Annotated in this window: 20 protein-coding genes and 1 pseudogene; 18 read left to right on the top strand and 3 right to left on the bottom strand. The window is 39.1% G+C overall.

The features are described 5' to 3' along the window. The first annotated feature begins 11 nt into the window (after positions 1-11). Both PBF_RS04570 and PBF_RS04565 read left to right on the top strand, forming a co-directional pair. The gene (locus PBF_RS04570) at positions 12-1,394 is read left to right on the top strand and encodes a S41 family peptidase (RefSeq protein WP_035327683.1); all 1,383 of its coding nucleotides are present in this window, start codon (positions 12-14) and stop codon (positions 1,392-1,394) included. A 120-nt stretch (positions 1,395-1,514) separates the two neighbouring features. Beyond that, positions 1,515-3,725: a hypothetical protein gene (locus PBF_RS04565; RefSeq protein WP_035327681.1), complete on the top strand. Its 2,211-nt coding sequence runs from the start codon at positions 1,515-1,517 to the stop codon at positions 3,723-3,725. A gap of 447 nt (positions 3,726-4,172) precedes the next feature. Here the strand turns inward: PBF_RS04565 and PBF_RS25130 are convergent, their stop codons facing one another. Then, on the bottom strand, positions 4,173-5,753 hold the full coding sequence (locus PBF_RS25130; protein WP_064503401.1) for a C39 family peptidase: 1,581 nt from the start codon (positions 5,751-5,753) through the stop codon (positions 4,173-4,175). Between the two features lie 694 nt (positions 5,754-6,447). Here PBF_RS25130 and PBF_RS04550 point away from each other — a divergent pair. The 7 genes from PBF_RS04550 to PBF_RS04520 all read left to right on the top strand — a co-directional run bounded on the left by PBF_RS04550 (position 6,448) and on the right by PBF_RS04520 (position 12,602). Beyond that, positions 6,448-9,231, top strand: a complete 2,784-nt coding sequence (locus tag PBF_RS04550) for a hypothetical protein (protein ID WP_035327675.1) — start codon at positions 6,448-6,450, stop codon at positions 9,229-9,231. Positions 9,232-9,408: 177 nt separating this feature from the next. Further along, positions 9,409-9,708: a hypothetical protein gene (locus PBF_RS04545; RefSeq protein WP_035327673.1), complete on the top strand. Its 300-nt coding sequence runs from the start codon at positions 9,409-9,411 to the stop codon at positions 9,706-9,708. Between the two features lie 19 nt (positions 9,709-9,727). Then, on the top strand, positions 9,728-9,988 hold the full coding sequence (locus tag PBF_RS04540) for a hypothetical protein (protein WP_235192199.1): 261 nt from the start codon (positions 9,728-9,730) through the stop codon (positions 9,986-9,988). A 424-nt stretch (positions 9,989-10,412) separates the two neighbouring features. Next, positions 10,413-11,291 (top strand): tyrosine-type recombinase/integrase, encoded by an 879-nt coding sequence (locus tag PBF_RS04535; RefSeq protein ID WP_035327668.1) that lies wholly within the window; start codon positions 10,413-10,415, stop codon positions 11,289-11,291. A gap of 16 nt (positions 11,292-11,307) precedes the next feature. Continuing rightward, positions 11,308-11,664 (top strand): hypothetical protein, encoded by a 357-nt coding sequence (locus PBF_RS04530; protein ID WP_035327665.1) that lies wholly within the window; start codon positions 11,308-11,310, stop codon positions 11,662-11,664. 11 nt (positions 11,665-11,675) lie between these two features. Then, a complete protein-coding gene (locus PBF_RS04525; protein ID WP_051488807.1) occupies positions 11,676-11,981 on the top strand; it encodes a DUF960 family protein in 306 nt (101 codons plus the stop codon). Positions 11,982-12,275: 294 nt separating this feature from the next. Continuing rightward, positions 12,276-12,602, top strand: coding sequence for a hypothetical protein (locus PBF_RS04520; protein WP_152539661.1), 327 nt, complete (start codon positions 12,276-12,278; stop codon positions 12,600-12,602). 38 nt (positions 12,603-12,640) lie between these two features. On the opposite strand, the gene PBF_RS04515 is transcribed toward PBF_RS04520, so the two are convergent. Next, positions 12,641-13,156: a hypothetical protein gene (locus PBF_RS04515; protein WP_035327661.1), complete on the bottom strand. Its 516-nt coding sequence runs from the start codon at positions 13,154-13,156 to the stop codon at positions 12,641-12,643. Between the two features lie 449 nt (positions 13,157-13,605). Here PBF_RS04515 and PBF_RS04510 point away from each other — a divergent pair, with 449 nt between their 5' ends. From PBF_RS04510 to PBF_RS04485, 6 genes are all read left to right on the top strand, one after another. Next, positions 13,606-14,007, top strand: a complete 402-nt coding sequence (locus tag PBF_RS04510; RefSeq protein WP_035327658.1) for a hypothetical protein — start codon at positions 13,606-13,608, stop codon at positions 14,005-14,007. 172 nt (positions 14,008-14,179) lie between these two features. Next, complete coding sequence (locus PBF_RS04505; protein ID WP_035327655.1) at positions 14,180-14,539, top strand: hypothetical protein; 360 nt, start codon at positions 14,180-14,182, stop codon at positions 14,537-14,539. A 92-nt stretch (positions 14,540-14,631) separates the two neighbouring features. Further along, positions 14,632-15,129, top strand: coding sequence for a hypothetical protein (locus PBF_RS04500; RefSeq protein WP_035327652.1), 498 nt, complete (start codon positions 14,632-14,634; stop codon positions 15,127-15,129). A gap of 98 nt (positions 15,130-15,227) precedes the next feature. Further along, positions 15,228-16,091: a tyrosine-type recombinase/integrase gene (locus tag PBF_RS04495; RefSeq protein ID WP_035327650.1), complete on the top strand. Its 864-nt coding sequence runs from the start codon at positions 15,228-15,230 to the stop codon at positions 16,089-16,091. A gap of 12 nt (positions 16,092-16,103) precedes the next feature. After that, entirely contained in the window at positions 16,104-16,883 is a 780-nt protein-coding gene (locus PBF_RS04490; RefSeq protein ID WP_035327647.1) for a hypothetical protein, read from the top strand. 155 nt (positions 16,884-17,038) lie between these two features. Next, complete coding sequence (locus PBF_RS04485) at positions 17,039-18,856, top strand: DUF927 domain-containing protein (RefSeq protein WP_035327645.1); 1,818 nt, start codon at positions 17,039-17,041, stop codon at positions 18,854-18,856. A gap of 754 nt (positions 18,857-19,610) precedes the next feature. Here PBF_RS04485 and PBF_RS04480 read toward each other — a convergent pair. After that, a complete protein-coding gene (locus tag PBF_RS04480; protein WP_035327643.1) occupies positions 19,611-19,970 on the bottom strand; it encodes a hypothetical protein in 360 nt (119 codons plus the stop codon). 196 nt (positions 19,971-20,166) lie between these two features. On the opposite strand from PBF_RS04480, the gene PBF_RS04475 reads away from it, so the two are divergent. From PBF_RS04475 to PBF_RS24850, 3 genes and pseudogenes are all read left to right on the top strand, one after another. Next, on the top strand, positions 20,167-22,281 hold the full coding sequence (locus PBF_RS04475) for a hypothetical protein (protein ID WP_035327641.1): 2,115 nt from the start codon (positions 20,167-20,169) through the stop codon (positions 22,279-22,281). A gap of 240 nt (positions 22,282-22,521) precedes the next feature. Further along, positions 22,522-22,761 (top strand): annotated as a pseudogene (locus PBF_RS27175) (JAB domain-containing protein); the annotation flags it as partial. A gap of 154 nt (positions 22,762-22,915) precedes the next feature. Then, positions 22,916-24,238, top strand: a complete 1,323-nt coding sequence (locus PBF_RS24850) for a zinc-ribbon domain-containing protein (protein WP_051488806.1) — start codon at positions 22,916-22,918, stop codon at positions 24,236-24,238. The last annotated feature ends 131 nt before the right edge of the window (positions 24,239-24,369 follow it).

Genomic DNA, 24,369 nt, shown 5'->3' with positions numbered 1-24,369 from the left:
GATGGACAAGCATGCATTTAAAAAGATATTTCTCTGTTTTATTTGCTTTGATTCTATTAGTTAATGTCTCTGCCGCATCAGCATCTGCAGAGCCGGTTGAAGAAGCAAGGGAGCTTATCCGGGATTATTATGTGGAAGAGCTGCCGGACTGGGTCCTGGCCAAGCCCTCGATTAAAGAGATGGTCCGGTACCTGGATCTATACTCTGTTTACATGTCAGCTGAAGAGTTTGCGGAATTTACGAATGCCATTGAACAGCAGCTGGTCGGCATTGGCGTGGTTTTAGAGGAAAGTGAAAATGGGATCCGGATCATGTCGGTTATACCGGAAGGCCCTGCCGCATCAGCCGGACTGAAACCGGGGGACATATTAGTGAAGGCCGATGGAACCAGTCTTGCCGGTGAGTCCGTACAGACCGCGATTTCTCTGATAAGCGGAAAAGAAAATACCAGTGTTACGCTCACTTTTATCAATAGTGAAACCGGGAGCCTGCAGACAATAACCATTCCGCGCAAGGTGATTCAGCTTCCTAATGTGGAATCCCGCATGCTTGGCGGAAATATTGGCTATATCCGCTTAAACAGCTTTTCTATGAATGCGTCTGAGGATATTGCCGCGGCTATTCAGAAGCTTGGGCCGGCAAATGGCTGGATCTTTGATATCACCAATAATGGCGGCGGTTATGTTTCCGCAGCTCAGGAGACAGCAGGTTTTTTTCCGGGAGTGACGAAAGCGTTTCAGCTGAGATACAAAGGAAATCATGCCCAGGTTTATCAGGCGATTCAGCAGCCTGTGGGCTTCACCTCACCTGTGCATATTTTAATCAATGAATACAGTGCCAGTGCCTCTGAAATGGTCTCCGCTTCCGTTAAGGAACAAAAAGGAGCTGTTCTATACGGCCAGAACACATTTGGGAAAGGATCCATGCAATCACTGTTTACCTTGAGTGATCAGAGTGTTCTTAAATTGACCACCGCCAAATTCTTCTCTCCGAAGGGATCTCCAGTCCATGAAATTGGCGTTGCTCCGAACATTGAGACAGCTGCAGGCGATGAACTGTTCATCTCACACCGTGATCAGCTGGTAAGCAGCCTTATGGGATACAGGAAGCTGCCGGCGTTACAAAATGTCCCAGTCACCAAGACCTTCACTGTGAAAATGAATGCCGGCATGCAATGGGACGGCTTAAAGAGGGACGATATTCAGTTGATCCAGCTTGGCGGCGGTGAAGCAGATATAGAGGTGCAGGTAACGGACGAAAAAACGATTAAAGTCATTCCGAAGAAGCCTCTCGCTTCAAAAGGGAAATACCTGCTGATCATCCATCCAAACTGGAAGGGATTAAATGACCGGAAGATGAATGAAGGCATCTGCTTAGAAGTAACGGTTCAATAACAAAATTTCCAATATTATCATAATGAAATTCTCATAATTACAAATTATGATAAAGATATTCTGGAAGTTAATAAAAATTTTGGAAGTTTATTAAAATCATAGAAAAGGTGGAATAAACAAGTGGGCAAAAAATTCAGTAAGACAGTTAAATTGGCAGGGGCAGCAGCCATTGCAGCGTCCGCTTTAGCAGCCGTTAATCCTGCTCAGGCAGACGCAGCTTCCGCAGTAGAGAATCTGGTTTTAAAAGCAGAACAGAACAAAGTGCCTCTTATCCGTGCAACATCAGTTGATTATGATGCCGATGCCGTCACACAGCCCTGGGCTCTCTATAACAAGGCAAAAATAGATTACGCAGCAGCTAAAGCAGCAGTCAATAAATTATCAGGAAAGCAGAAGGTGCAGCTGAGCGCCAGACTGGATACGGTAAAGCTTTATATTGACCGTGCGGCTGCCTATATTGATGCCATTTCTTCCGGCAAAAAGCTTCTAAAAGCCACTGGTGAAATGGAGAAATATCTGGAAGAAGGTAAAATGGAAGAAGCGACAGCTGCTTACCATAAACTTTCATATGAAATAAAGAAGCAGGCAATCATTCTTTACCGTGTGTATGGACAGTCTACAAGACAGGCCATTCTTGATACCTACAAGGCGCCTGCAGAGGATGCGAAGTTTCAGGCGCTCTACCTTGTCAGCATTCACATCGAACTGGACCGATATGAAGCGGCACTGGAGAAGGAAGATTTTGACCAGGTGGTAAAGCACGATAAAAATGTAAATGAGTGGCTGGAGTATGTTGATAATCAGGAACTCTATGACCTGCTGTCAGACCGGTACAGAGAGATCATCGCTTCTTACACGGATGGCCTTGAAGATGTAGCTGAAATCGGGTTTTATGAAGATGCTTATTATGTAACCGGTCTGCCTGGAATGACAGCGTATGATATGATAGGCTTCTTTGATAGCGAAGGAAATGAATTGTTTATCGATGGTGTGGAAAATGACTTTATCATTAAAGATGACAAGGGGTACTTCACAGACCTTGGATCTCTTGCACCGGCATATGAAAAAGACGGTCTTAAAGAAACAGGACCTGTTAAAATCCAGCTGTTCGACCGTGAAACAAACGAATTAGTTCTGGAAGAGACTATTGAAGTGAAGGACGGAACTCAGCTTTACAGTCTGGAAAAAGGGAAGATCGTAAACACTGAAGGCAAGGATGCTGCTTATACAGTAACAGGACAAACCTATCAGTTCACACCGTCTGAGGCGATGACGCTAAACGGAGATATCATCGGTGAAGAAGAAGGCGAAGAGCTAAAGCTAGACCAATTTCCTGGCATTACGTTTAAATCTTCAGATGTAACAAAGTTTGTCGTGAATGCTTCCGGGAAAATTACGCCAGTGGCACCAGGCAAGGCTGATTTAATCGTGACATGGAATGAAATGGAGTATAAGCTTCCAATCGAAGTGAAATCTGCTTCTGCAGTTTCAGAATTTGGACTGGCTTCCGGGAAAACAAAGATTCTTTTGAGCGGTGATACTGATTTTGACAGCTTAATTGATGCTGGATCCTTCACGGCAAAAGATCAATATGGAAATGAAGCGGATTTGAAGGGCGTGAATGCCCAGTTGTTTACCAGCCAGGAGTCTGTCTTCACAGCGAGCGGTGAAAACATCACCGTGAAGGGGAAAGATGGTGATACAGCTTCCCTGATTGTGAAAATAAACGGCATCGTGAAATCAATTCCAGTTGCACTTGATAAAACGGCTCCTGTTTTAGAGGGAGCTGCTGATCAATCTGCTGTGAATCAGGCCGTAACGGTATCCACAAAAGCAGCCGATGTAGCTTCTGTGTCAGCAGCCAAAAATGGGACAGCCATAACTGGCTATACATTAGCCACACCTTTAACAGATGAAGGGATGTATGAAGTAACCGCAATAGACTTTGCCGGCAACAAGAGTGTTCTTAAGTTTGAAATCGATAAAACAGCGCCGGCCTTAACGGTTTCAGGAACGGCGGATGCTCCAGTGATTACAGCATCTGAAGCTCTTTATTATAAGGACTCAGCCGGAAAGCTTACAGCGATTAAGAGCGCTGAGCTTGACGAGACTCAGGCCAATGCCCTGTTTACTTATACAGGAGCAGGGAAGCTGAAATCTGCAACTGTCAATGCTGATCAGCACAAGTGGTCGTTTGCAACAGAAGGTACCGTCACGGGTGATACGGTTCTTTACGATGATGAGGAATTATTTGATAAGGCTGGAAATAAGCTTGCCGGATCTGTTAAGGCAACTTTTACTGGGACAGCTTGGGTGTTAAGCACACAGTAAGATAAGGTAATGGCCGGACTCTCTTGATGAGGGTCCGGCTATTTTAAAAGATTAGAAAATATAACTTTGAACTTCGATAACTGTCTAGCGCAAGCAGCCTGCCCCCTCGAGGTCACAAGCTTGTCTTGTTGCGGCTCCTAGTGACTCTGGGTCATAAGCCGTTTCCTTCCAGAAGGAAAAACGCCTTCTTGCAGGAACCGTCTTATGCCTGTAGTCCCTGGGCAGTCGCCTCCACTTTTCGAGCAATCCTCCCAAAAAGGCAAAGAACGCCTTTCCGTGAGGCTCGTCTTGTGCTTGAGGCCCCCAGGACAAGGAAGGCTTCGTCAGCATAATCATCGCACGACCAAAAGCGAAAGCTTTTGGGAGGATGGGGGTCATGCAGACGTTGCCACAGGATGTGGCGTTCTTAGTCTGCGTTCATTCGTGACCAAGGCGCTTGCGCTTTTTTTATTGCTTAAATTCAGCTAGTTTTTCTAAATAAACAGCTTTTACCGAAGCATCAGGTATCTGGCTGACCAGATTTTCTATTTCTGCGACTCTAGCAGTATATTCTTCATCAGAAATCGGCTGTTTGCTCAATGTTTCAAGCTCGTCGATCTTCATTTTGGCCGAAATCGCAAATCGGTGTTTGTCAATTTCCTTTTCAGCTGGTGCCTTATAGGAAGCAAGGATCGCTTCTCTTGTTGACTGCCCATAAACTCTGTAAAGAAGCACGGCATTCTTTTTAATTTCATAAGAAAGCGTATGGAAGAGGCTTTCTCCTGTGTCAGACAGCGGATCAGTACTCATGGTATTCTGAAGTTCATCTGTCATGGCCAGTAGCTTTTTGCCGGATGTAACAGCATCAATATACCCTTGTGCCCGTTTATAATGAACGACAACATTCGTGTTAAGGGACGTCTGCAATTCATTTTGCTTCACCTTGTCCGAAATGCGGTTAATGGCTGCTTGAGCAGAATTCATATATTTCTTCGTACCATTAAAATACGTCATATTCGGGTAATCCGTCACTTTTTCCGGATACTTATCCTTCCGGTAATCAATATGTATTTCCCATTTAAGGCTGCCTGCATAAGAGATCGCTGTTTTCATATCCCGTTCAGCAAATCCGATATTGGCTTTATTCAATACAGCAGAAGATGGAGTCTCATAGCGGATATACCCGCTCATGTTTGTAACATAACCGCCGCTGCAGATTTTATACTGCCCGCCATGCTTGCTGTCATATCCGCACACCTTTAATCGTTCTAACGGCTGGAGCACCTTTGCTGCGGAAAGCCCGCTGCCTGTCCGGTTCCAAAGTGTAATCGGTTTAAGCACTGTCAGCTTTCCTGTCTGCCCCGGAATCAATTCTGCATCCCAATTCGAGTTCGGCACAACAGTAATGGCCTGCCGTCCCATTTGGACCCAGGATCCCTCGAAATTCTTGCGTGATACCTTTCGATGCTTTCCATAGTAGAGAGGATCATTGATATAGACATACTGGCTGTCATAGCCTGTCACTAAAACGGAATGTTCTTTATATGTAATGCGAAGCGGCCCGCTAGATGTCTGCCAAGTTTGGAAATAGCTGCTGGAGAGCGGCTTGAACAGTGTGTTCGTAATAACCCAAACCGGACTTCCGTTATCCAGAGCCCGATAAATAGCGCTGGCGTTGGATCCAGTCAGATTAACCACTTTGCCAGGCAGATACTTATTTGCAAGATCATAAATAGGTCCATGATAAACACCAAGCCCCGGCTGACTGTATGTATACATATTGCCGACAAACCCGTCATACGGATTGCCGTGAAGGCCATTCTTCTTAAAAGGCACCTTGCGAACCTCTTTGGCAAGCGTCATTTTAGGCACATTGAATCCCTGGCTTTCCAAAAGCATGGCCAGACTCGTAACCTCACACCCTCTCGGCAGCTCAGGCATCTGCCTGATATGCGGTGCATCCACAAGTGTTTTGGCGGAAACTTCCCCCGTCCCGGCACATAAAAACAAGATAAATAGAAAACTAATAAAATACCACTTTGACTTCAAAAATACATAACCCCCTTTGTAAGAATCAGACAAATATTATTCTACCTTAATTTGGTTTAGTCTTTGTTCCTTTTTTAAAATAAGGAACAAATGCATGTATATTCAAATTTCAGAAAAATAAACTGAGTCGAACTGTGTCTTTATGTCTTGATAAAGATAAAATTTTCCTTGAATTCGCTAACAAAAACAAATAATAGGTATAAAGAATTATACCTAAAAAGGCAGAATATTAAATAAGACAGTTATATTACAGAAAAATTACTAAAAATCATAATAAAACCTTGGAATAAGCGATTTTGTGATAATTATAAAACAAAAATGACATAATCATAGTCCGGAAGAATATAATCTTAAGGTGTGCTTTTATTGTTATTTGTGGTTTTGGAGGAAATAATTGCTAACCAAATTCTGCAAATAAACACAAGAAAAACCTAGAATTTCCTCTAAAAATGTATTATTATAGGAAATGTGAGAGGGGATGGTAATTAAACCAGTTAAATAGTCCTCTGTCACAATTCTACTAATTTTTTAGAAGGAAATAGACAAATAGGTTGATATTTCCACAAAAGATTAGTATAATTCTCGTTAAGTTTGCTAGGCAATGATTAGCAGTAGCCTAAAAGCTTAAAAAACAGATGTAAAAGTCTGGCGATCATTGTACTACTTTTTATAATCGAAGGGAGAAATACGAAACATGGCTAAAAAGAAAGCTATTAAACTAGCTGCTGCTTCCGCGGTTGCTGCATCTGCATTCGTTGCTGCTGCTCCAGCTCAAACTGACGCTGCAAGCAATGTTGCTGTTGAAGTTAGTAAAGCTGTAACACAAATGAAAAAGGCATATCACACTTACAGTGATGTGACTGCTACAGGTGAATTTGCTGATATTACAGCGGTTTACAAAGAGTATAACAAAGCTAAAGATATGTATGCAGCTGCTAAAGAACTTGTAAACAAAGCAGGTGGCGCAAACAAAGAAGCACACCTTGCAACTTTGGATGCTACATATAATGACCATATCAAAAAGCGCGTGATTCCATACATTGATGCATACAACTATGCACAAGACCTTAAAGAAGCAACGGCTGAGTTAAACGGCGCAGTTAAAGCTGGTGAACTTGATGGTGCTGAAGATGCTTACCATGCTGTTTCTAAAGAACTAAGAACACGTACTGCTATCTTCTATCGTGTTTATGGTAAATCAACTCGTGACCTTTTCCTTAACGACTTCAAAGCAAAAGCTGACAGCTCTGTAGTTGAAGTAAGAGAAGAAGTAACAATCAAAATGGCTTACGATCTTGCTGAAACAGCACTTGAAGAAGGAAACCTTGAAGAAGCTCAAAAGCAATTCGACAAAGTTGCTGAATACCTTGAGAACCTTGACACTGATTCAGAATTCGGAAAAGCTCTTTCTGCTAAAGTAGAAGCAGCTCAAGAAAAATTCGAAGAACTTTCAGTTCCTGCGGTTGAGAGTGTAAGTGCGATTAACGCTAAACAAGTTGAAGTTAAGTTCAATAAAGCAGTTGATAAAACTACTGTTATCGGCACAGATGACACAGCTAAAGACGGCGTATTCTCTTTCACTTCCTTAAATGGTGAAACAGTTGCGGTAGCAGGTGATGATGCGGCTGCTACTCTAAGTGAAGATGGGAAAACTTTAACATTAACTGCTGTTACAACTTTCAGCGGTAAATATGCAGTTCAGGTTAAAGGAGTAAAAACTATAGATGCTAAAGAAATTGGAACCTTCGAACAAATCGTTGAGTTCAAAGACCAAGTTGCACCTCAATTAGTTGCCGCTTCAGCATCCGCTAAAACAGCTACTAACAAGGTAACACTTCGTTTCAATGAACCAGTTCAAGCTTCCGGTGCTATTGTCAGCGTAAATGGAGTATCTGCTTCAGTTGCTCCTGGTGCTAACCTAAATGAACTTGTAGTAACTGCTTCGTCTGATTTACAAGCGGGTTCTACTGCAAATATTTCAATTATCAACGTTAAAGACTTTGCAAACAACTTTATCACTCCAAATCCACTTCAAACAACTGTAACTGTAGCAGCTGATACTGTTGCTCCAAATGTTGTATCTGCAGAAGTAACTGGAGAGAAAAAAGTAACTGTTAAGTTTGATAAAGCTGTAAACGTTGATTCATTTGCTAACAATGTTCGTTTATTAAGTGTAAATGGTGAAGCTGTTACAACATTCTCAGCTGAAGCTGGTGCTAACGATAAAGAAGTTGTACTTACAACTGTTGCTGACTTAGCATACGGACCAAACGGAACGTTCACTGGTAACCTTCTAATTGGTACTGGTGTTCTGGATAAAGCTGGTAATAACTTAGCTGCTACTTTCTCAAAATCAGTTACATTCACAAAAGATACAGTTGCTCCAGTTGTAACAGGTGTATCTTATGCTGATGGAAAAGTAACAGTTAACTTCAGTGAAAATGTTGTTGAATCTACAGTATCTGCGACAATAATTAATGAAGCTACTGGTGAAGTAGTATCTTCACTAAATGGTGATGACTCAGTAACTGATGGTACAAAACTTGTATTCACTAAGAGCTTAGCTGAAGGAAATTACACAATTCGTTTAGCTGCAAACTCAGTAGCTGATACTTCATTAGCTGGAAACAAGAATGCATTTGATGTTCGTTCATTTACAGTTGTTGCAACACCTGTAACTCCAACTACTGACACTACTAAACCAGTAATTGCTAACGACTCAATTGCTACATCGGTAAGTGGAACTGAGCAACTAGTTACTTACACTGTAACTGATGAGAAAGGTGTAGACTTAACATCAGTACGTAATGTAAGCAACTATACTTTTGATGGAAAAGCTCTACCAACTGGAACATATATTACTACTGCATTAAATGGTGATGCTGAAGGTAAAGATGTAGATGTAACAATTCACATCCCTTCTAAATCAATTTCTGAAACTAAGACAGCTAACTTCCTAGTTAACAATGTTAAGGATAAAGCGGGTAACCTAATTGTTGCTCCTGCAGTTAAAGAAATTACATTAACAGACGGAGTATCTCCACTTCTATCTTCTGCTGTAGTTTCAGCTGGAGACAATTCTACATTAGTATTAGGCTTCAGCGAAGCTGTAGCTGGTGTAGCCGCAGATGACTTTGTTATTACATTGAATGGAAAAGATGTATCGGCTTCAGTTTCTCTTGAAGAGGTATCTTCTGGTACAGACAAAGGTAAATACTATGTAACTGTTGCTACTTTAGTTGATACTAATAGTACTCTTGAAGATTTATCTGACGATAAGCTTTATGTTGAAGTTGATGAAGTAGACGGTCTAACTGAAGGTGACTTAGTATTAAAAACTGGTACTGTAACTGCAGGAAATGTTGACTTCAAAGCTTCTTATGTAACTGGATTAAAAGTTGCAGTAGCTGATGATGCAACAATTGCTGATGGTGAAAATAATCCAGTTGTAGCTGGTACTACAATTACACTTAAGTAATTTTGCTTACTCGTATAGGAAAAAGCTCTGTGGAGAGAAATCTCTGCGGGGCTTTTCTTTTTGTTAAAATCTGAATCAAATAGAATGATAAATATATATTATTTTTATGATGAAGATATCTTTAGCCTTAATTCCTTCCGAGGAGTTAAGGCTATTTCTATTTGAGGAGGAAAGAAAATGGTATATGTAAATTGGTTTGTAGGGAGATTGAAAAAGACGTTTAATACCGTAGTCTCTCAAGATGAAGTGAGCTATGAAGCATATGATTTCTATCATGAAGACCTGGATGACCTGCTAGTACCTGCGAAGCATCTGAAAAAGCTGCCGAATCCGCTCCTTCTTGAAACGCTTAGTTGCGTTGATGGGGAGGGATTTGAATGGATTGCTGGATTTGTGCTGGAAGAGGAAACGAGAAGAATTTTGTACGAAGTGTGGATAAAGAACGGAGAGGCAATCGCTTACGAATTGTATATTTAAAGATGAAAAGGAGAATGAAATGATGACAAAGTATCATAAAATTACGATGAATGGAAAGGTAATGTACAGAGAGTTCGACCCAACCACAGGCTACTATGAAAACGAAATGATAACTGAAGAAGATTTGGTTGAGCAGCTACTAGAAGAAGCTGTGGACTCGGAAATTGAAATAGATGAGGAAGAAATCGACCGAGCTATTAATTACATTCCGAGTTCCTTTCAACGGGAAATGGTCCAAAACTATATTGCTTATCTGCAGGCTGTAATCGAATCTCACTAGCAAACTCACGACAAAACTTCTTAAAGCCGGTTTGAAACTCACGACATAACTAAAGGGACTTAAGTTGAAATTTAGGGAACCCAATCTAGCCAAGCAAACAGCGCATTTTATTAGATTAAAAACTCACGTCATAATTATATAACTGTCGGGAGTTGAGTGATTTGAAGGAGGTGAGAATAAATGTGGGAAAAGGTAATTGTGACGGTTCTAGTGGCAGTAGCTGCAGAAGTAGTAAAAGAATTAACGAGTGGTAATTAATAAAATGAAAAAGGAGGTTTTGGAATTGAAGTGTTTCCCCTGTTCATGCCATTGCCCTCTGCATTGGATGCACAGTAAAAACCATCATTAAATTAATAAGGAAATAAGAGCTATGAATGCAAAGTTAATGCGTTCATAGCTCTTTTTGTTTTTGGAGGGATACTCTTTGAATGACCTGGCACAAGAATTTAAGAAATGGTTAATAGAGGAAGGACGAGCACCAAAAACAATTGAATCCTACGTTGGAGATGTTAATGGATTCAATGACTTTTTAAAGGAGAAGGCGGTTGAGGAACTCCAGCCGCTTTCCCGGTTCTCGTTCGTTCGGTATAAACAGCAGCTGCTAGAGAAGCAGTTTGCCATTGCAACCATTAATAAAAAGATTAACAGTTTAAAAGTCTACAATGACTTTCTTCTGAAAAATGGATATGTGGAAGATAGCTATATCCAATTAAAAAGAGACCAGGTGAAAATTGCATCTGGCAGTGAACATGTTGTTACGGCTTTATCTGAGGAGGAAGTGGAGAAACTACTCTTTTTCCTGGAGGACAGTAAAAAGGTTAGCCGAAGAAACAAGCTCATCGCTTACTTACTTTTATATACAGGTGTAAGAGTAACAGAGCTGGTTAGCATCAAGCTAACGGATATAGATGTGCTGGCAGCTACCCTAACCGTTCGGGGAAAGGGTGGGAAGATTAGAGAAATAAGCCTCCGTCAAGATGTCCTCCAACTAATAAAGTCTTACCAGCAAGAAGACAGAAAAGAATCCAAGTTTTGTGATAGTGAATACCTGCTGGTAAGTCAGCGTTCCAGTAAACTGCATCGAGATGCTGTTCGGGATTGGCTGGCCAAAATCTCAGAGGAACTAGGAATGAAGCTGCATCCTCATCTATTTCGGCATACCTTCGCAACAAGACTGCTTCGGAAAGGGGTAGACTTGACGACTGTGAGCAAGCTAACTGGCCACTCCACAGTGAACATGACCGCAAAGTTTTACATCCAAACCACACGGCAGGAAAAGCAGAATGCCGTAGACAAACTGTAAAAGGAAGCGAAACCTGATGAAAATAATCCAATGTATAGCAGATATAGAAGAATTGAAGTCAAGGAGTACTATTCCCCTTCCCTACTTAAACATCATCGAAACGGAATTTTTCGAATGGTTTGAGGCAGAAAGTAATGGCGAACCCATCATAGCCTTTCGATTACCAACACATTCCTGCATCTATCATTTGGAGGATGAACAGGATACCAGTTTCATAGCCAATCAAATACTAAAAATAGAATTTGTCGAATACGAGACCGCAGCCGATAGAAAGTATTTCCGACTAGGCCTGATGAATGAACATGAAATGAGCATAGTGTTCTTCCTGGAAGGGACCATAGAACAGAGAATGGAAGAGTGTCTGAAACGATGAGGAGAGACAAAATGTTTAATAAGACTAGCAACCGATACATGACGAGAAGCATTGCAAAAGAAATTCATCCGGAAATTGCCATGCGTCTGTGGAACTTGATTGATGAACGGAAAATGGAAGAAGATGAGCTAGACTACCTTCAAGTGTTTGAGCTTTTTATTGAGGATGGGAAACAGCTTGTTCTTCATCGTCAAGAACAACCGTCATATAGTAAACAATGGCTCATTGAACTCAAACACACAGTTCCAATACCGAGCACCATCTGGTGCATTGATGACGGACAAAGCCAGATGATGCTGTTCCCAACTGATTACTGATGAAGAGTTTCTGCCTGTTTGCAATGCTAAAGGTGAACAGGCAGGAATCGTTTATTAGCATTCCATCTATAAAACTTTATTTTTTTTTTATTTTTCTTTAGCACACAGATATAAAAACAATAAAATAATGCGTTTATGTAGACATAAACATCTACGTAAACGTAAATATATATACGAATAGAGATGAAAAAAATCATGGGATACTATGGAGCAAGAAGAAAAAGAAACATTGACCTAAGCCGGTTTCAGAAAGCAAACGAACCCGTTGCGTCGCTTGCTTGGGAGCAAGAGGAGTTGGAACTGGAAGAAGGTTATGAAGAAGTAGAAGAAGAATGTGAGTATGAAGACGAGGAATTGAATGACAGCCAATCAGCGGATAAGAGTGTGGATTTGAATCAAGAAGAACAAAACCACTTTATGCTGGATGGAAAGCCTTTTAGGTTAAAGCAGCATTCCCAAAAACAATCCTTTTCGGAAACACATGTACGAACAACAACCTATCTAGAAAAGAACATTCACCAAATCATCAAGATGCTTCAGCATCAAAATCAAATCGAGTCAATCACCAAGTTCATCAATGACAGCATCAAGCACTATTTGACCACAAGGTATAGCGAATAAATCAAAAGGAAGTGAAAAGGGATAATGCTAAGTGGGCATTATCCCTTTTCGTTCTTAACCAATAGAAAAATCTTTTTGAGATTCTTTTGAATTATTTTCTTCTTCTTCTCCGGAAAGATTAACCAAATGTAACCTGAATTGTTAAAAAAAGCAGCCACAGGGATTTGGTCGGTGGAGAAAATCTTTTCGATGTATGATGCAATCAAAGGAGCTGATTCGATTTTTTGAGAAGAAGTTCGACACAACAACCCTTCAACAGGACCATCAAATATTTCCACCTCTGCTTCCCTTGCTTTTACTGCAAGCTCTTTAAAAAGCTGCTTTTGTCGAGATTCTTGGCTGAGAACGTAACAACCAGTATTTTCATCCTTCACTAAGCCCAAGGACTTTATATCTCTAGATACAGCGGATTGGTTTGTCGAAATTTTATGTATCTTTTTCAATAAATTCACTAGCTGCTCCTGATTTCGAACATCGTGCTTTTGAATAATGGATTGTATTGCTTCCATTCGTTCCTTCTTCGAAGCCCTCAAGTCTTCAAATTGTACCTTCATTTCCAAAACTCCTTCATGAATGTTCACAAAATGTTCACAATTAGGGTTTATTCACAAATTTTTGGTCATATAAAGCAAAAGCTGCTGGAATCATTGCTATCACTATAAAAAGTGACTACTTAAACTTACTCGAAAGCAACCCCTTCCCTTTAGCTAATTTAACCCACAAATTTGATTGGTATTTTGAATGTAAAGTGAATATTTTAATGCATTTATGCTATTTATAATGACTAAAAATGTAGTTAGACACCTATATTATTGCATATTATAATAAGTCCATCAACAAGAAATGCAGTTGAAAATGTTCTTTGAAAACTTCATAGCGTTCCATGTACAAGCGCTCTGAACGAGTAGACTATTTGGAAGCAAAAACAATTGATTTACTATTTTCGAAGCGAGTTGACTCTATCTCAAGAGTGACTTTAGCAAACTAAAAGGGAGCGATAACCATGGGAAAAGACCATTTTGAAAGATTACCTCAAAAAAGATTGGATTGGAATAGTTTTACAGTTAAACTTCCGAAGAGTGTAATCGGCCTAGTAGGAAATGAAAATGACTATACCGTCATAGATACAGTAGACATTAGAATACCTAAATTGGAGAAAAACGATAATCTCCTACGTCAATCCTTGAAAGTGTTTAAGGATAATGATTGCTTTGCGATTTATGAAGACAATGAAAATTATTATTTATGCTTTGATAACTCCAACATGACAAACTGTTTCACATTTAAGGAGATTATTAACGAAATGCTCGAAATGGAAAATATGCTGAAAGCTATGTTGAAAGAGATTCATTTAGTTGATTACAAGATGACTTTTAGTTTAGAGGCTTATAATCATGACTTTTAAAGGTCTTTCCTATTCCGAATCCATTTCATAAATATCAGTAAGAAAAGTCTTATATTTTTATCTAACTCCCAAAAATAGGATGCGAAGCACCAACCATATCCAAGAGTCTATTGTAATTTACGATTCTTGAACTTAATTAGTAAGAAGGTAAATGAAGAAAGGATGAGTTGAATTGAAGTTAAACGACCGAGTGCAAATTTCATTTGATTTTACCGGGGAAAAAGGAACGGCCGAATGTTATATTTTCAAGTTTATTGAAATTAGCTTTAAATTAGAAGATTATTTAAGTTTCCCTGAATATTCAGAAGTAAGTCAACAATTGTATGAAACCTTGAGAAATCATGTTGAAATTGAAAATTATCATTTGGGTTCAGATGAAATATCTTTTGTTACTTCAATGGGTGGAACAGGTTTTGATTTTTTGGAAGAAATGGAACAAGCAGTTAATGAGACAGTAACTGAAATTGTTTCTTTTTTAGGTTCCATTCAATACCCATTTTATATCAACTTAGTTATAGATGGCATTTATTAAGGATTTCCCATTAATGAGGAAAAGATGAGAGTTAATTAATGAACTAAAAGGTTATGAAAAATAATCCCAAAAAACTTGAGGGGGAACATATAATGGCATACTCAATGAAAAAAGGATACCAGCTTCCAAACGAAGGAAATCATGAAGCAACCATTTGTGGAGTGGAAATTCTAGAGGACGAGGTCATAACAGTAAAGGGAAAAAAGAAAACAAGCGATATCATTCAAGTAGACTTTCAGACTGAAAATGGAAAGGCAAGGGGACGATATTTCCCGCTACTTGTCGAGGAGTCTCCTCTTGGAAAGGTAGTAATGGCTATTAATGAAGGTGAAATACCAGAGGAGATTGATAATGTTGAGCAATTTCTTATGAATCAAGACCTCATCATCGAAGTAAAACATAATAAGTCAAAAGAAACTGGTCGCATTTTTGCAAATGTAGTAAATGCTTATCCCCTTGAAGAATACGAGGAAGAAGAATTTGACTTGGATACAGATGATGACCTTGAGGATGGATATCCAGATGATGACATTGACATTGATTTTGAAGACTCATATGACGAAGAGGAAATGGATTTTGATGAAGACTAATTACGTGCTGTAATATCGAAATATTCAAATATATATTATAAAAATGATTACAGGGGAATCACTAAAGAGCTGATTCCCCAACTAAAGGAGGAACTCACATGTTATGGAATGATGGGAAAAAACAATTTTTAAATTATCTCTCGTCTATTGAAAGGAGTCAGGAAACAATTATTGGTTATGGAAAAGACCTTAAAATGCTGGGAGAATTTCTTGCAAATTCATATAATGGTGAAGTTTTTGTGGAAGATGTAACGACAGATGATATTGAAAATTATCTGGTTTGGCTAAAAGAAGTACGTAACTATCAACCAAGAAGCAGACAGCGACATCTTCATACCTTCCGTTCATTCTTTTCTCATGCTTATAAAAAGGAGTGGATAGAGCGAGATGTTGCCTTAGCAGTTGAAAATATCAAGGCTCCACAAAAAGAGAGAACCTTTATGGAAAAAGAGGAAGTAGAAGAACTGATTGAGGCCATTGAGCATCCCCTAATTCAGACAGTCTGTACAACCCTTTACTTAACAGGACTGCGAATCTCAGAGTGCCTTAATCTAACTGTGGACAACGTGAACTTAAGGAAAAGAGAAATTCTCATCATTGCGGGTAAAGGAAATAAGGATAGAAGAATTCCAATCTCGGAAAAATTGTTTCCAGTGCTTGATGAATACCTGAAGTACAAGCGTGTAAATACAAGTTCCCAAAAGTTCTTTGCGACAAAGAAGACGGGAATGCTATCTGCCCAATATGTGAACAGAGTCCTGAGTGACACTACAAAGAAACTAGGATGGAAGAAAAAAGTAACTGCACATATTTTTCGGCACACCTTTGCAAGTCAGCTTGTCAAGAAAGAAGTAAATCTAGTCCAAATTCAGAAACTGCTCGGACATAGTTCTTTGAAAGTTACAAGTGTTTACACTCATACCAACATGGAACAAATGGCCGAAGCTGTAAATGCTCTATAAGGGGGGAGAACAATGACGATAACAGAAGACAAAAAGCCCATCTATGATACACGCGTAGAGGAGATACTGCAGGGGATGGCAAAGGGGAAGACAAGGGATGATTTAGCAGCAGAGTTTGGACATAAAAGTACCCATGCTATTGATAAATACATGAAAACAAGAAACTTTGTTTGGGACAGAGAAAGAAAGCAATTCATTCCAGCGTACTCCAGATTAGAAGGTATTCAATTTGAAGAGTTGCCTGACGGTTCGAAGGCCTCTCAAGTGATTGCTCTCTTTAAGAAAGAGGGAACGAATTCCAAAGTAGTGGCAAAAAGACTCGGATTTGAAGACCATCGGGAACTCGCTTCCTATATGAAGGGAAAAGGATACGTATGGTCGATGGAAAAGGGGAACTATGAAAAGGCTGTTGGGGAAATCGAGAAAGAAAAGGATAACGATTCAGATGATAAATACCAAGAAAAAAAGGAGACATCTGCAAGTCAGATAACAAGGGATACTCCAAACGACCTTATGCAGTTCTTGCCTCTATTGGAAATGCTGGAACGAAATAAGGACAGGCTAATGGATTTTATTATTCCCACATCAGAAACTGGTCATATCCCGCGTTACGCAGTACCTGGTGTATTTGTGACGAAGTCAGTTCACATGGCTAGTCCGTTGGACCAGCTAGTTAGAGAGTTTAGTAGAGAAAAAAATGTCAGCCAGAGGGACGTTTTCACAGTAGCATTAATTCAATTTTTTCGCAGGTACGGATTTGAGCGAGAAGTTGAACAGTTGCTAGGGCAGTAATAGGATTTGCTAATGATTGTTTTTGAGAAGCGGTGGAGTCGGTGTGATTCTCTTGAAGTGCAATAGCATCAAGGGATTACACCGCACCACTCACCGCACGAAACAATGAAGAGGTTTTTTTTTGCCAATAACAGCAATGGAGAGGGGAAATCAAAATGAATGAGAAAAGCTCATATTTGATACAGAATCATCGCTTGTACTTTGTACAAGATGGGGAAAACAGAGACATTGGAGGAGCCATTTACATAGACCGATACGTCACCAATGTAGATACAGGCGAAGTTAGCGTACACGTTTCTTTCTATGATAATGGCTCCAAAGTGACAAAGGTGCTCACAAGAGATGAAATTACCCCGCAAAAAATCGTAGGCCTTACAAAGTACGGGGCTGATTGCTGGAAGGAGGTCTCAGATTTGTATGCTGACCACCTAAGAGAACAAATCACACAAATGGAACGGAACTTCGAGCACAGTGATGTTGGTTGGGGAGAGTACCAAGGAAAGGAATTTTTTAAACATCATCAAGCAGTCGGGCTTCCATCCACCTATAAAGGCGACAGGTACAACTTGAATCCCAAAGGTTCTCATGAAGTGTGGATGGAGATGGTCAAAAAAGAGGTATTGGGTAACCAATGGCTGGAGTGTGCTCTTGCCTGCGGTTTCACAGCCCCATTGGTGAAAATTATTAAGGAAGAAGCCAACATGGATTCCCTTTTCATTAATTTTTATGGAATATCCAGCACTGGAAAAACCTTAGCCACTCGATTAGCGGTCAGCCCGTTTGGATTACCTGATACTAGAAAGAATGGACTCCTGCTGACATGGTATGGAACTGACCAAGGTATCCTACATCATTTACGTGGAAATTTTGGTATACCTATGGTTATTGATGATACTTCCATGCAGGAAACAGATAAGGACTTTACACAATTCATTTACTTGATTGCAGGTGGACAAGAGAAATTAGCCATGACCTCCCACGGGACGAAGCGGGAACGGTCAGAATGGATAACCACTGTGTTTTCCAGTTCAGAAGTCTCCATCCTCCAAAATACAGATAAGCGAGGAGGCATTCGTGTTCGATTCTTTGAAATTAGTGAGAAGTTAACAAAGAGCGCTGAGAATGCTGAAGAGATTGAAAAGGTTGTTTTGAAAAATTATGGTCACGCTGGTCCTTTGTTCATTAACTATTTGTTTGGGATGGAACATGAGGAAATAACAGACCGCTGGTATAAAATTAAACAGCAGCTCGTTAAAAAAATGGGAAACGACCAGTTTACTCACCGAATAGCCGGAAAGCTTGCAGTCATTCAATTAGCAGGAGAATTGGCAAATGAAGCACTGGACTTAGGGTTGGATATTGAGAAACTACAGGAGGGCCTCATGTACCTAGAGGCTAAATCTGTACAGACACGCAATAAAGAAGAAGAAGCCTACCGCCACATAATGGAATACTTCTCCCGTAACAGAAGCAAATTCTTTAGAGATGCGAGCGAGCTGGTTAACAAAAAGGTAATTGTCGGGAAGTATTTACAGAAAGGCGGGAAAATCTCGGAGATTCGGATTCCGAAAGAGGAATTTGAAAAGATTCTAAAATACGGAAAATTTGACCCTGATTCCACAGTTAATAAGTGGAAAGAAAAGGGGTGGCTAGTCCATGATAACGGGAAGAATACTCTCACAAGAGTGTTTCAGCCTGGAATGCCACGTATGGCTATGTATGCCTTCAAGGTGCTGGATATTTCTGATGTGGAACTCAACCAAACTGAACAATTCGAAGAAAAGAAACTGGAGACCCTAGCCAAAGAAATGGAGCACAAGGAAAATGAACACAATTATTCCCTCCAACAAGCAGAAGAGTACCAAGAGAAAACGAGACTGCAAAAGCAAAAGAAAAAGCCTAAAAAGAGAGGAAAGTATAGCCTCAGTAAAGTGAGTAATACCCAGGAGATTGCAACGATTGATGAATTCTAAACCATTGGGCCATCTATTTGATGGTCTTTTTTTGTTTGCCGCAATTCAATCAAAACGATACGCCATTTAGCAATTTTGGTGCGAAAGAGGAGGCGGCCCAACTGCTTGCGGCACATAGCATTCCATCAAATCGCACCGACCGCACCGCGTTTTCGCCATATAAATGAATGAATAGATGAGCTATGAAATCTATATAGATATCAATTTTCTTCCTCGTAAGAGGAAGGAAATTGAAAAGGGAGGTTGTTAGCAGCGTCCTACGGGGGTGGGAAATAGAAAAGAGAACGGAAAAACGGTGGTAAGAACCTCCCTTTTTGAGAGCCTGAGATAAGGATTCTTCTTACAGGATAAAGGATAATAAAATTATATTAATATTAGATATAAATATATATTTATTAATATTTATTATTATTAATTAAATAAATAATAGAGATAATATAGAAATTTTTTTATTTTTGTTTTTCAGAAAGAGCGGTGCGTTCGGTGCGATTTTTTCAAATTCCATGAGGGACAAGGAATTGAATCGCTTCGGTGATTGCAGCAATGGAGAAGCTGCAAAAAACCTTAACTTTATTTTCCCTAGTTTCCATTACAAGTAGAGTACCATTATTTTGAGAAATTTAGATTCCATTCCACTTATTTTTACAAATGGTTAGGGTTTTAGATTGTCGAATTCCATGGGACACATGGACCTATATAATAGTAGAAACTCGGATTTTTTTGGTTAAGGTTGTGCGATTAACGTTAATAAGCTTCAAGTAACTTTCAGCAAAGATGTTGATACTGATGCTGCAAAGTTTGAAGTAAAGCGTGGTTCTGTAACTGAAACTGTTAAAGTTTCTTGGAACGAAGCTAAAACTGTTGCTACTTTAGAAAAGACTGCTGGAAACTTCTTAGCTGGAGAATACACTGTAGCTGTAACTGGTGTTGAAGGATTAGAAAATGCTACAAACACAGTTTCAGTAGAAGCAGAGAAGGTTGAATCTGTAGTTATCAATACGGGTTCATTACAAGATTCTGCTACAGCGCCATTATCTGTTGATTTCATTAACCAATATGGTGAAAAAGCAACTGTTCTTGCAAGTGATTCTGATTTAACAATCACTGCATTCAATAAAACTCAAGGAACTAACCTTACTCAAGTAGCTGGTAAATTCCAAATTAACGCTCTTTCTGCTGACGTAAAGGATGAAGTTACTGTAACTGTTCTTTACAAAGGTGTAAAAGCTACTAAAACAGTAAATGTTGTTAGCCCAGCAACTGTTGGTTCTGTAACTTTAGGAGAAGCTGTATTACCATCTGGTAAAACAATGTTCACTCCAGCTGGAACTACTAATGTAGAAGTAACTTACACTGCAGAAAATACATTAGGTGAAGAGTACAAGCTTGATGCTGCTGATGTAGGAACATCAAACACTCATGCAGTTAAAGTTATCTCTTCTGATGACACAATCTTGTCTCCGTCAGACGTAACGGTTGATGGAAACAATAAGCTTAAAATTGCTAAATTCAAGAAGGCTGGAACTGTTAAGTTAACATTGTTATCAACAGCTACTGGTGAATCTTCTCAGATCACTATTGAAGTACAAGAAAATGCTGGTTCTCCTTATGCTGTAAGCTTAGGAAAATCAACTGTTGATTTTGCAGCAGGATACACAACTCCTATCTATGTTGATATGCCAGTTGTTGATAAATATGGAACAGCTATCGCAGCTAAAGACATTGTTGCTGGTGATTACACAGTAACTTTAGATAACGGTACTTTAGCAACTGTTGGTGTGCATACTACTGCTGATGCTAATCAAGGTAAACTTGTAATTACTCCTAAATCTGGTGCAGTTAAGGGAGCTACTGGTGTAGTTACTGTAACTGTAAATGCAACAGGACAAAAAGCAAGCTTAACTTTATCTGCTAAAGATGCAGCTGTACCGACTGCAGTTGTAACTAAAAAGAATACATCTGTTGCTACTAACATGTTAACAGGTGCTACTCAAACATTGAGCTTTGATGTGCATGACCAATATTCAAATATTATTGGCAACACAGCTAACTACACTGTTGAGTATTCAACTACAGATAACACAGTTGTATCTGTTACAGATCCAACACAACAAGATGGTCTAGCTTCTGCAAGTGCTCAAATTAATGCGCTTAAAGCTGGTTCTGCAACTGTAAAAGCTCAGCTTAAGAAAGATGGAGTTGCTATTGCAGAAAAATCTTACACAATTAATGTTGGAGCAAATGATTCATCTAAAGTAACTTACTCTATTGGAGACATTCCTGTATTATTCAAGAATGCTGATGTAGATGCTGATGCTGGTACTGCAGCAGGCGCTACTGCAGCCGAGGTAGATGCAGTTGTTGATGCTGGATATGGTAAAGAATTCAAAGTTACTGCAACTGATGCTTCTGGTAATGTCTATACAGTACCATCAAGCTCAATTGTTAGCATTACAACAAACAATGCTGGTGTAGCTGTAAAACAAGGTACTGATGGAAAGTATTATATTGTTACTGATACTGTAGCTTTAGGTTCTCCAGCTGCTGATCAAAAAGTAAATGTAGTTGTAACAATCAATGCCAATGATACTGTTAAGACTATTACTAAAGAAGTAACTGTATCAAAAGATGATAGAACAGCAGTTAGCTTTGCGTTTAAAAATGAAGCTGCTTCTGTAGCAAATGTTGATACAGCAGAAGATGTTGATTCTTTAGAAATCTCTAGCGCTGATGCTTATACAACAGCAATTCCAAATGTATATACTTGGGTTAAAGACCAATTTGGTGGTTACGGTCTATCTGCAGATACTGTGTCTATCATTCCTGGAAAAGGTATCACTGGAAACGGAAATGATACTGTAACAGTTAACGGTAGTCTAACTATCGCTGATGGATCTTCTGACACAATTATCACAGCAGACAATGCATTCCGTGTTGTAGGTATCAAAGGAACTCAATCAGATTTCATTAACGTAACTGTTAAAGATGCTGGTGTAGCAAATGTTCTTGCTAAACCGCAATGGGGTGCTGATGGTACAGGTGCCTTAAACGCAGAACTTACAAAAATGTATGATGGAACTTATGGAATTTTTGTAGGTGCTGGTGATAGTTCAGTTGATTTCATTCCTAGCAAAATCACTGCACAAGTTAAGACTGATAATGGTTTCTGGCAAGACCCGGCTGCAAATCCTTATCAAGTACCAGTAGCAATTGCTAAGCCAGCATTAGCAACTGGTGAGCCTACAAAAGTAACTGTTAATGGTACTGAAGTAGCTCTTGACACTGTAGTTAAAGATGCAAACTATTCAACTACTCCATATTTAATCTGGTTGAAGGAAAATATGGCAGTTGGAACATATGTTTATGAAGTAACTTTTGAAAATGGTTATGTTGCTTCTTACACTGTTGTGGTTAAAGCTTCTTAATTAAGATTGTCTACAACATTAGGCTCTGTGGAGAGAAATCTCTGCAGGGCTTTTCTTTTTGCTAGAATCCGTATTAGATAGAAAGATAAATTTATATTATTTATTAGATAGTAATTACTTTAAGCCCTAATTTCCTTTCGAGGAGTTAGGGCTATTTCTATTTGAGGAGGAATTGAATTGAAACAGAATGACCTGGAAAGAAAGGAACAGCTATCACTGTTTTAAGGAGAGCCGGAAAAAATTAAGTCAGATAAGCGAATCAACATTGTTAGCCTAAAGTTGGTGAGGGAATCTAGCATTCTGTATAAGGAAAGAAGAATTTCCTCTCCGGAATCTGCTTATAAGCTTTTGAAAGAATTCTTAGTTGAATCTGACCGGGAACGGTTCGTTGTTGTGTGCCTAGACACAAATCAGCCTACTGCGATTAATATCTGTCATGTTGGCAGCCTAAACGCCAGCATACCAATGGATAGAAAAATTAACTTTATGGTGTGCGTATAGACGTATATTGTGTATTAGCAGTAATGCTCACAACTACAATAACACCGTTAATATATAAAATAACTGAAGGAAAATGCTACAAACTTACGACTCGTCTTATATAATAGATATAAATATATAAGAGGTTTATTTTATGGCTAAACTTACAATTCTAGATATGAAAAAAATGGCTGCCGAAAAAGGTGGGTTCTGTCTTTCAGAGGAATATATAAATAATTTAACAAAATTAACATGGAAATGCTCAGAGGGACATATTTGGGATACCATACCAAAGCATATTAGAAAAGGTGCTTGGTGCCCAATTTGTGCACGTAAAAAAGAAAATAGAAAAAGTTATGGAAAAGTTACAATAGATGATATGAGAATTATAGCAGAAGAAAAGCAGGGTTCTTGTTTATCAAAGGAATATTCAAACAAGTCTACTAAACTTAAATTTCAATGCATAAATGGGCATATTTTCGAATCCAGGCCTGCGGAGATATTAAGAAGAAATTGGTGTGCTTACTGTGCAGGTAAGTATAAAAATAACATTGTAAAAATGCAGGAAGTCGCTCAAAAATTTGGTGGTAAATGCCTTTCGTCAAAATATATAAACGTATTTACAAAATTGAGATGGCAATGTGCTAATGGACATGAATTTGAAGCAATCCCTAAGCATGTATTGAATGGACATTGGTGCCCTAACTGTACATTTTATCTAAATGAGCAACGTTGTAGATTTATCTTCGAATGCTTATTTAACACTAAATTTTTAAAAGATCATACTGCTTTAGATGGATTGGAACTAGACGGATACAATCCAGAACTTAAATTAGCTTTTGAATATCATGGAAAACAACACTATGAAGAGATCGGACATTTCTATTCTAGAGGAGATATGACACTTGAAGACCGCATGAAGAGGGATAAATTTAAGGAAGAGAAATGTAAGGAATTAGGCATTGAATTGATAATTATCCCTTATACCATTAAATCTATGGATCAAGTTTCTTTTATAGTTTTAGAACTTGAAAAGAGGGGTTATAGTTTTCAAAATGATCCAGAATCCATTGATTTTAGCAAATTTCTTCCTATGAAAGAATCTCTTAAAGAGATCCAAGAAATAGCTAAGTCACAAGGAGGTAGATGTCTTTCAATAGAATATATAAATGTGGACACTGAAATGGAATTTGAATGTGCTAATGGACACAGATTTTTCAATACACCATATAGAATTAAAAAGGGTAATTGGTGTAGAAAATGTTTTTATATTGAAAAAGCAGGTAGTACCCAGCGGCTAGACTCTAATATAATGCAAGAACTAGCAAATAAATATGGATGGCAATGTTTATCACATGAATATAAAAATGCAAGAGAAAAGTTGAAATGGAAATGTGGAAAGGGGCATATTTTTGAGAGATCGGTAAGTCATGTGAAAGAAGGAAGAGGATGTCCAGAGTGTGGAAAATTACGTTAAATAGTGTGCAGGTTATAGATCAGAAAATTCCGGTGCCTGACCCCACAACCACTAAACCACTAAAACAAATAAGAACAGGCACTGAAAGTGAACTATACCCCGGATAGCGGACACTGATAAAAAAGTGCCCC

The organism is Cytobacillus firmus DS1 (assembly GCF_000565285.1).
In the GTDB taxonomy this organism is placed as follows: domain Bacteria; phylum Bacillota; class Bacilli; order Bacillales; family Cytobacillaceae; genus Cytobacillus; species Cytobacillus firmus_A.
Note: the sequence above shows the minus strand (reverse complement) of the source record. Positions and strands in the feature narration are given on the sequence as shown.